This is a genomic window from Thermoplasmata archaeon, assembly GCA_038729465.1.
Taxonomy (GTDB): Archaea; Thermoplasmatota; Thermoplasmata; order Thermoplasmatales; family ARK-15; genus JAVRLB01.
The window spans coordinates 57,588-66,813 of the sequence record JAVYRZ010000006.1 but is presented as its reverse complement, the minus strand read 5'-3'; the positions used below and the strand labels follow the sequence as shown (position 1 = coordinate 66,813).

At 33.6% G+C, this 9,226-nt stretch carries 8 protein-coding genes; 1 reads left to right on the top strand and 7 read right to left on the bottom strand.

The window, feature by feature from the left end:
* Positions 1 to 204 precede the first annotated feature (204 nt).
* The 3 genes from QXQ25_03295 to QXQ25_03285 are packed head-to-tail and all read right to left on the bottom strand — an operon-like array spanning position 205 to position 2,945.
* Positions 205 to 771, bottom strand: coding sequence for a hypothetical protein (locus QXQ25_03295; protein MEM0160733.1), 567 nt, complete (start codon positions 769 to 771; stop codon positions 205 to 207).
* A 34-nt stretch (positions 772 to 805) separates the two neighbouring features.
* Positions 806 to 1,669 carry a hypothetical protein gene (locus QXQ25_03290; GenBank protein MEM0160732.1) on the bottom strand — a complete coding sequence of 288 codons (864 nt, stop codon included), beginning with the start codon at positions 1,667 to 1,669 and terminating at the stop codon, positions 806 to 808.
* A 10-nt stretch (positions 1,670 to 1,679) separates the two neighbouring features.
* Positions 1,680 to 2,945 carry a G1 family glutamic endopeptidase gene (locus tag QXQ25_03285; protein MEM0160731.1) on the bottom strand — a complete coding sequence of 422 codons (1,266 nt, stop codon included), beginning with the start codon at positions 2,943 to 2,945 and terminating at the stop codon, positions 1,680 to 1,682.
* A 967-nt stretch (positions 2,946 to 3,912) separates the two neighbouring features.
* On the opposite strand from QXQ25_03285, the gene QXQ25_03280 reads away from it, so the two are divergent.
* Positions 3,913 to 4,695 carry a winged helix-turn-helix transcriptional regulator gene (locus tag QXQ25_03280; protein MEM0160730.1) on the top strand — a complete coding sequence of 261 codons (783 nt, stop codon included), beginning with the start codon at positions 3,913 to 3,915 and terminating at the stop codon, positions 4,693 to 4,695.
* On the opposite strand, the gene purM is transcribed toward QXQ25_03280, so the two are convergent.
* The 4 genes from purM to QXQ25_03260 form a co-directional block, all read right to left on the bottom strand.
* Positions 4,676 to 5,677, bottom strand: coding sequence for a phosphoribosylformylglycinamidine cyclo-ligase (gene purM / locus QXQ25_03275; protein ID MEM0160729.1), 1,002 nt, complete (start codon positions 5,675 to 5,677; stop codon positions 4,676 to 4,678). The two genes, QXQ25_03280 and purM, sit on opposite strands and share 20 nt — an antisense overlap.
* Positions 5,678 to 5,926: 249 nt before the next feature.
* A complete protein-coding gene (locus tag QXQ25_03270) occupies positions 5,927 to 6,346 on the bottom strand; it encodes a helix-turn-helix domain-containing protein (protein ID MEM0160728.1) in 420 nt (139 codons plus the stop codon).
* Between the two features lie 2 nt (positions 6,347 to 6,348).
* Positions 6,349 to 7,734 (bottom strand): radical SAM protein, encoded by a 1,386-nt coding sequence (locus QXQ25_03265; protein MEM0160727.1) that lies wholly within the window; start codon positions 7,732 to 7,734, stop codon positions 6,349 to 6,351.
* Positions 7,731 to 9,221: a radical SAM protein gene (locus QXQ25_03260; protein ID MEM0160726.1), complete on the bottom strand. Its 1,491-nt coding sequence runs from the start codon at positions 9,219 to 9,221 to the stop codon at positions 7,731 to 7,733. The genes QXQ25_03265 and QXQ25_03260 overlap by 4 nt, the downstream gene beginning before the upstream one ends.
* Positions 9,222 to 9,226: the final 5 nt, after the last annotated feature.

Genomic DNA, 9,226 nt, shown 5'->3' with positions numbered 1-9,226 from the left:
TTAGCTATCATATTGATATTAATCTGTTCATTCTATTTAAAATTTTATTTTAAATCTTGGCAATGCACACTGTTTTAGAGACTGTTCTGAAAAATAACTTTACAAAAAATATATGCTCTAGTGCGGATTACAGGATTTGATTATATTTAGTAATCGAATACAATAGATTATAATATCGTAAATAATTAATAAAAAAATTAGAATTTATTTCTTTTCTTCTTCAGGTTTTTCTTTTGGTGGCTCTTGCCATTCTTTAGCTCCACCTTTTTTCTTACCTCTTCTCATTACCAGAACACTAACTAGCACAGCGAGTATTACCACTATTACTATGATTATGCCAATTAAGAGATAATTAGTTGTTGCTCCAGATATAATAGTAATACTTCCTGAACTAGAATCTGCAACATAGATCGAATTGTTCGTAGGATCGTATGCTACTGCATAGGGAGCAGAACTAACATATACTGTTGCGATAACATGATTTGTAGATCCAGAGATCACTGACACATTGTTTGAACCAGTATTTGCAACATAGATAGTATTGCTCGCAGAGTCGTATGCCACTCCCTCAGGACTATTACCAACATTTACTGTAGAGGTAGCAAAGCTATTGACAGTATTTATACTGTTGTCAGAGGCTTTAGAATTTAAGATCCTATAGTTAAAACTTGCCTGTGAGCTCAAAGAACTAATCTGGTTTGGAATTAGATTGCCATATGCCATCACTGAAAATGCAGATAGCACAAACAAAAGTGCTATTGAAATCTCCATAAATTGTAATAATTTATTTCGTTTAGTCATTTTCTTAGCCTTTAATTTTATTCTTTGATTTAAAGATCTTTTTTCTATCTATCGCTATAACAATTATCGGCACTGCAATAACAACCGAAACAATGCCTATTAATAGATAATTAGGTGTATCATCAGATAGAGGCATATTCGTGTTTATCAATTCAGTGTAAGAGCTCATATTTGAGTAGCCATCTTTCCACAACTCACTAAGATTCATTGTGTAAGTATAATTTATCTCTATACCTGTATAACTATCATAGACCCATGTTTCATTTTTATATTCTGACCCAATAGCTGGTTTCCCAAGTATCCAATTTATAGAATACTTTACAATATCCACTTTAAAAGAACCAAGAGGACCTGTATATTGTTGATTTGAATACACAGTGGTATTATTTAGTTCTTTTCCACTATTATATCCCCTATTATACAATGTTAAGGTTGAAGTATTTAAAAATGGTGGAGGAGAAGGTATAGAAGTAACTACTGGTCCCAAAGTATTTGAAAAAGTAGAAGTTTCATTAAGAGACACTGCCAACATACTAGGTAACAATATAGTTTCATTACCTTGTGTTATGTACTTAATTGGAGTGATATTATAATTGTTTATATAACTAAAAATAAAGTGAAGTGAAAATTCGCTTGCGTTTATAGAAGTTATTGTGTAATTCTGATAATATATCGGAAAAGTCCAATTTGGATAGGTACCATTAGGCAAAATTGAAAAATTTAGAAATTCTTTATAGTCCGCATAAGCACCTTTAAAATACCCTGCTGGGATCTGATTGCTAGTAGGTGATTTTGCAACAACTACACTACTAGGCATTAATAGTAATACAATCGTTAGAACTATTGAGATTAACATTAACTTTTTCATTTTCATCACCTCAAGAAAGAGAATATAAAGAAAATAAAGAGTCGTTCCAAGTCATGTCATATGCATATGTGTTTGTGTTCCAAGAATTAAAAATATCAATGTTATAAGGATAATTTGGGTTTTTGGTTTGGTTTAAAAAGTACTCATTCCAATATTGAGGATAAAAACTTCCGACATAATACCAAGTAGTGGTATATAATTCTGGATAAGTGAAATCAATTGGTGAAGAAAATTCTGGAAGTCGAAGCTGCGGATAGGACCATGATAACGTAGGACTATACGGTGCTTCAACTATGAACTCACTATAATATGTTTTATCAATCGTCTTAGGAGTGTATGTAACTGTATAGCTTTGTGCTGTATTACTCAAATTAAGAGCTGTAAAAGTATACGATTTCCCGTTATTTGTTACAGTAAAACTGAATGTGTAACCAATACCAGCTCTTGGAACATTAGGATAATATGAATTTGTTAATACAGTCTTATTATCTATTACGGCATAAAAAAGAGCATAAGGAATAAAGTCATTTGATGGATATACCACATTGCTATAACCAGTTTGCGCAAGCTGTACAAATCCTCCTGCTTTATTACTTATTCCAACCCAAGCTCCAGTAGCATCACCTCCGCAAGACCCCCACTGCTGACTTAAATTGGCAAGTTGCATCTTTGGCACAGTAATAGGGCTACATACCGCAGTTACTTCATTATCAAGGTCATAAACTTCATAACCAGACCAATTGTATGTTGTCATAGTTGTTTCTATTGGGTTTACTGGAAGAATCTTTACGCTTAATTCTAATATAAACGGTTTACTTTCATTCGCTTGCCAGGTATACATAGTTTCATTTTTTCCATTGATGAAAGTAATACTGAACTCTGCAAAAGTTATATTATCAGTAAAAATATGCTCTATTCCCCACGAAAAATCGTTATATAGACTGGTATTACCTAATATATTCTCAATAGCCAAAAACGCATTGAATGATGATTTAATCTTTGTTGTAAGATTTCCTACATAAAAAGGTAGATTATGCTGCTTTGCTATATTTATAGTTGCGTTTATATTATTGTTAAGAGAAGTGTTAAAATTATTGTATATATTACTTACATTTGAATTAGAGCTAATGTCCGTTGAAATATTATAATTTGGCACAGAAGTAAGAGATTTGCTTGCATAAGAATTAGGGGCAAAAGAAACAGCTGACAAAACTAACATAACAACTCTTTCTATCAAAATAGCTTCTTCCATTTTTATTTTTTTGAAGATTTTCATATTATATCCCCCTTTTTTCGAAATCTATTTATAAAAATGTCAAATAACTATAATCGTGTTTCTAATATTTAAATATTTCACTTTCTCTCGTCAGATTTTAAACATCTCTAATTTATAACATTCTTACTATGGATAATATTTTTAGAAAACTTATTGAGAAATTCGTGAAAAAAATTTCACAGCAGACAAAGATTGATGAACACTCTAAAAAAAATCTCCTCAACACAAATTTCCTAATCTTATTAGCAATAAACAAATTGGATCTATCTGATATTGCTATAAACAACAATGTTAGTAAATCTGAACTCTCTAAACTGAATACAAATAGATCCTATCAGATCTTTGTGGAATTATTCTGTTCCTTGATCTACCCTTACCTAATGGCTCATAATTTTTATATATAAGGCAAATTTTTAAACATCCTTGGAATAGATTCAACCTTTATAAAAACAAAAATTAAGGAATCTGGCAAATATGTTAGACGAAATGCGAATGAAAGAGAATTGAAATTACATTTATCTGCAATTGTTTATCCTTTCACTCTACCAATGGGAGCATTGCTTACTCCTGCTAATCAAAATGATTCACCTGTGTTTGAAAAAATTTTGAATGGCATTGATCTAGATCTCTTGAAACAATGCATTTGTATCGATCGCCAAAATTCCTAATCTCTATCCCTTTTCTCTTCTGCTTTGCAACCCAATCGGTAAAGTATTCATATGTTCTATATATACGTAATATATATTATTAATGTTTTGGTGATCAATATGTTATCAGGAATTATAATATATAGGGTTCCATAACGATTCATGAAAAAATATTCATCATTCTATTCCGCAAAAAATAGAGAGTTAAGGTTTAAAAGTTCAACAGTTAGTTTCTAGTATAGTATGGCTTCATTCAAAAATGGGATAATTTTAAAAAAGTTTAAAATATTTAATTAATATATTTATATCCGTGAAAGAACATGATATTAAGAGAGAAAAAAGAGCTCACAAAAATGCTTATACTGATAGAAATACTTCACGGAAAAAAGAAAATTAAAGATCTTGCAGATACAATAGGCATAACTATACAGGGCGTATCAGACTATTTAAAACAGCTAAAAAATGAGGGATATATAGACAGTGAGCTAAAAATAAAGAAAGAGGGATTTCTATTTATTTCAGAGAAAACAGAAGAATTAAGAGATTACATATCTCTGCTTCTAAACGAGGTAAAAATAATAAATATTACCGAGGCTATTGCAGGTGAAGATATTGAAAAAAATAGCCATGTGGGGTTGTTCATGAAAAAAGGATACATATATGCTTATCTCAAAGACTCTTCATCCACCGGAACCGCATTAAACAGCGCTAAAAAAGGTGAAGATCTCTCTATAGGATCACTATCAGGTATATTATCATTATCGATGGGGGCTATCAAAATTTTCACATTGCCAAACTCTTATGAGGGAGGCACTAAAAAAATCGATAAAAAATCTATCGATGCGGTATTAAAGTACAAGCATGATAAAATAGGTGTGTATGGAATAGTTCCATTAGTAACATTAAAAAAATATGGGATAAATATCGATTTTGAGTTTGGCACTACGAGATCTGCTATAGAGGCTGCGCATAAGGGATTGAACACAATTATATTCGTATCGAGAGATCTTTTAAAATACGTTATTGATGATCTGGAAGATATATCTAAAGGATTTGATAAAGTGCTATATACCGTTGAAGATATTAGTATTTTTCATAGCTGATTTTAAGCTCAGGAACAAAAACCTGCTCACCAGGAGCTACGAAACCAACGATTTGTGCATCAATCTTATGTTTTAAGTATTGTAGAACTGTATCAGCGTCTCGCTCTGGAACGATTATAGCAAAACCCATTCCCATATTAAAAGTCTGGTACATCTCAAAATCGGAGATGTCTCCAGTTTTCTGTATAAACTGGAATATTGGTGCAGGCTCAATTAAATTATCAAGTATAAACTTTTTTTTCTTTAAACGTATCAGATTTCTTAATCCTCCGCCAGTAATATTTGCTAGCCCATGTATTTCACTGATTTTTAATAGTTCTAATATCTCTTTTACATAGATCCTGGTTGGCTCTAAAAGCAGACTGTCAAGTTTCGCTTCCCCAATTTTCTCGTTGTAAGATATATTATGCTCTTTTATAAGTTTCCTTACTAACGTAAAACCATTAGAATGCAAGCCTGAACTCTCTATGCCTATTATAAGATCTCCGTCTGAGATCGCAGATCCAGATATCAGTTTGTCTTTTTTTACGATTCCCAGAGCTGTACCTGAAAGATCTATATTGTTTACAAGATCTGGCATTACTGCAGTTTCTCCACCAACCAACTCTATATTTGCAAGCTCTAACCCTTTATTTAAGCCCTTACCAATTTGTTCTGCAATCCAGCTATCATATCTATTTATAATCAAGTAATCAACCATTGCTAAAGGTTCAGCACCTACACATATAGTATCATTAACGTTCATTGCAACACAGTCTATTCCTACAGTATCAAACTTTTTTACCTCTTCAGCAACGATCATCTTAGTGCCTACTCCATCTGTATTTAAAGCTAGATAATGTTCTCCAAAATCAACTAGCCCAGTATAATGTCCTTTAAGGATTATATTTTGCTCTCTGTGAAATTTTATCTGTGATAACATCAAATCTAAAAAAATGGACTTATTATCTATGTTAACTCCGGCTTCAGAATATGTTTTCATTTTTTCACCCTATTACTGATGAGATATTCAAATATGAGTATTTAAGACAATGTCTAAAACCATTATTAAATTTTCTCATGTTTGATATTGTCAAATTTCATTGACCAGATTCAATTTAATCGTGATCTTTATACTAAGAAATAATTATTTAATGTTATATTTATGTTAACATCCACGTTTATATATTAACATCTATCTGATGCTCAAAACTTAGTGATTATAAGCTTTATCTATTTTTTCTAAAATGAATCACTTATTATTCAGCTTATTTATTTTTATGAAATATTCATAGAGAGTATTTGCATATTCTTTTATTTCTCTTATTCTAACATTCTGTGGGTAATTTTTCAAATCCATGTTTGCAAGAGGCTCAATAAATTTTTCCATGATTTTTTTTCTTCGTTTTTCGAATACCTCTATAAAGTTAATGTTAGCAATATATTCAGTGTTCTTTCCATTCTTTATTTTCTCCACAAGGTTATTCTCGATCAATTCTCTAATAGAAGAATAGATCATTGGTAGAGAATAACCAGTTTTCTCAGATATTTCCATTATGCTCATGGACTTCTCTGAGATTGCTAGAACAGAATAAATCGTGCATGGTGCCTCACTTAGGCACATCTCTTGCATTAATTTTTTCATTATAGCAAAAATTCCATTGTTTTCCATAGTTACTCACCCATAATATCAAGGTTCATTGCCTTCTTTGCATAGGGTATTAGCCTTTTAAAAACAAAACCATGCGTTTTTGCTATATCCCTCATCAGATAAAGAGGACGAACATAAAATGATAGATATGCCCAAGATAGCCATTTGAGTATCTGATCCGGTGTGAAATTCCGAAGTTTCATCACAGGCGATAATGTTGTAAATTTTCTCCAGTTCATACTTAGTAGAAGTTTATTCTCCATGACATAATCCCAGAGCCTTGTGCCTGGATATGGTGTGGCAATAGTGAATTGCGCAACGGTTACGCCAATGCCCTTCGAGAACTTAATTGTCGTTTTTATGTCTTTTACGGTATCATCCGGAAAACCTATGATGAAAGATCCTAACGTATATAATTCAGCATTGTTTGCCTTTCTTACAGACGATTTTGCAAGGTCTAGTGTAATGCCTTTGCCAATGAAATCCAGAATTTTCTGAGATCCTGATTCAATTCCAAAGTATACTGTATGCGCTCCCGCTTTTTTCATGTTTTTTGCAATATCCTCATTGAAAAGGTTCACTCTCGCTGATGCAGACCACCTTATATCAATGCCCTCTTTGTAAATCCTATCTGTTAATTCAATAGCTCTCTTCATATTAAGTGTGAACGTATCGTCAAGAAACTCAATATCCTTTTTATTGTATTTGTATCTTAAAGTTTTCAGTTCGTCAATTACACGTTCAACTGAATGCCCTCTCCACTGTTTTCCAAATTGCAATGACGATGAGCAAAATATACAGTTATATGGGCACCCTCTAGAAGTCATTATTGTTCCAAATTGGGTATTGTCTATCTCGTATTTATCCATTGGCAGTAAATCCCATGAAGGTTCTGGTATTGAGTCTACATCACTTATAAGAGTCTCCGGTGGATTATTCATTATGCCATTTCCCTTCCTGTAGGCAATACCTCTTATCTCTTTAGGATCCTTCTTTTTTTCAAGTATATCAAGTATGCCTGAAAAAGCTATTTCCCCTTCACCCTTAACCACATAATCAATGTTAGGGCTTTCCTGCAATGTCTGTTCAGGTACAAAAGTGACATGCGGACCGCCTATCACTGTTACAGTACCATGGAAAATATCCTTTGCAATCTTTGCCACTTCATAAGCATCCGGAATCATTGAAGTTGTAGATGTAATGGCTATCACATCTGGGGAATATTGTTCCATAATTTTTCTGAGCTCTTCAAAAGTAAGGTTTTCCACAAGCGAATCTACAATTTTTGCATCATGACTCTTTGATCTTGCCACAGATGCAAGGTATGCTAACCCAAGTGGCGGACCTGTAGTGCCAATAACACTCTTTATTGCAGAATCCGTTGGAGGTGAAACAAAAAGTATTTTCATTTCTTTCCTCCAACAGCAGTAACGTACACTTCTTTCATTATCCCATCATACATTTTTTGATTGTAAGTGCAGCCTGGATCCGGTGCAAGATAATTGCCAAAGTAGCCGTATGCCCTTGCTCTACATCCACCGCAAGGATTTCTAAACACACATGATTTGCAGTTTTCTTCGTAAAGATCCCTATTTCTTAATTGCTGAAGATCTTTAGAATTTTCCCATATCTCTTTAAAACTCTTTTCCCTTATGTTTCCAACCTTTATCGGAAGAAATACGCATGGACCTATATCTCCATTGTCTTCTATGGACGCATAGAGCCTTCCTGCACCGCAACCACCTATAAATTCTGCTAATCCAACTCCTGTTTCACCATAATCTGCAGATGCAAAGTGAGTGGGTGAATACGTTTTTCCAGTTCCTGCAAGAACCCTTTCAATACCTACTTGCGAATATGTTGGACTCGTTGAAAATATGTCAATTTTCTTTTCTTGCCATCTGTCATAGAGATAATTCAACAGATCAGACCGCTCTTTGGGGGATAAATCCTCGGCAATTATATCCTTTCCTCTGCCTGTGGGAACAAAATTAAACACTATAAACTTTTTCACGCCTAGCTCTATTGCAATGTCTATCATCTGAGGAATTTCACCAATATTGTATTTTGTGGCCGTGGTTGCAATAGCAGTATCGAATGCCCCTGATTGAACTACATTCTTTATACCGTCTACTGTTCTCTGCCAAGCTCCTTCCACACCTCTGAACATATCGTGCGTCTTTGGTTCCGGGGCATCAAGGCTTACTTCCACATATCTTATTCCAATGTTTTTCAATCTTTCAACATTCTCTTTTGTCAGCAGTGTTCCATTTGTAGCAATCGTTGTGTACATACCTTTTTTTGACGCATACTCTGCTACTTTCCAAAAATCTGGGCTGATCAAGGGTTCTCCTCCAGAGAATGATATCATCGTCACTCCCGCTTCATCAAGTTGGTCTATCACATTCAATTTTTCCTCTAAAGACAATTCATCCTTATGTTTGTAAGGACCAGCGTTTGCATAGCAGTGCAAACATTTTAAATTACATTGCTTAGTAATGTTCCAGACTATGAGCAAAGGTGCTTCGAAAACCTGTGGCCTCGTCAGCCCGTACTTTGCTACTGACCTGAGCGTTAACGCAACACCCTTCCTGACAAAAGGTTCATTCAATGCATTTTTCACCGCTGCCATATCATTTATGCCAAATGTCTTTAACGCTCTTCCCAAGGCTGCCTCTATGGTTTTAACTTCCATTTTTTCTCCTACAGAATTAGGTTTTTCAACACCTGCAAATACAGCTAGAGTATGCTCGAATTTTTTTGGCGTGGTCATTCTTTTCATAATGAATTTTGCAAATCTGTTGTCAACAATCTTCTGAAACTGTGATACAAGCTTCGTTGTATCTATTTTACCGCCTTCCTGCAAGACCACATTTTCATCAACTTTTTCAACCATTTTTG

What these genes read in the sequence shown, in the direction of transcription:
- QXQ25_03295 (MEM0160733.1), bottom strand. Translation starts at nt 771, where the DNA reads ATGGAGATTTCAATAGCACTTTTGTTTGTGCTATCTGCATTTTCAGTG.
- QXQ25_03290 (MEM0160732.1), bottom strand. Translation starts at nt 1,669, where the DNA reads ATGAAAAAGTTAATGTTAATCTCAATAGTTCTAACGATTGTATTACTA.
- QXQ25_03285 (MEM0160731.1), bottom strand. Translation starts at nt 2,945, where the DNA reads ATGAAAATCTTCAAAAAAATAAAAATGGAAGAAGCTATTTTGATAGAA.
- QXQ25_03280 (MEM0160730.1), top strand. Translation starts at nt 3,913, where the DNA reads ATGATATTAAGAGAGAAAAAAGAGCTCACAAAAATGCTTATACTGATA.
- purM (MEM0160729.1), bottom strand. Translation starts at nt 5,677, where the DNA reads ATGAAAACATATTCTGAAGCCGGAGTTAACATAGATAATAAGTCCATT.
- QXQ25_03270 (MEM0160728.1), bottom strand. Translation starts at nt 6,346, where the DNA reads ATGGAAAACAATGGAATTTTTGCTATAATGAAAAAATTAATGCAAGAG.
- QXQ25_03265 (MEM0160727.1), bottom strand. Translation starts at nt 7,734, where the DNA reads ATGAAAATACTTTTTGTTTCACCTCCAACGGATTCTGCAATAAAGAGT.
- QXQ25_03260 (MEM0160726.1), bottom strand. Translation starts at nt 9,221, where the DNA reads ATGGTTGAAAAAGTTGATGAAAATGTGGTCTTGCAGGAAGGCGGTAAA.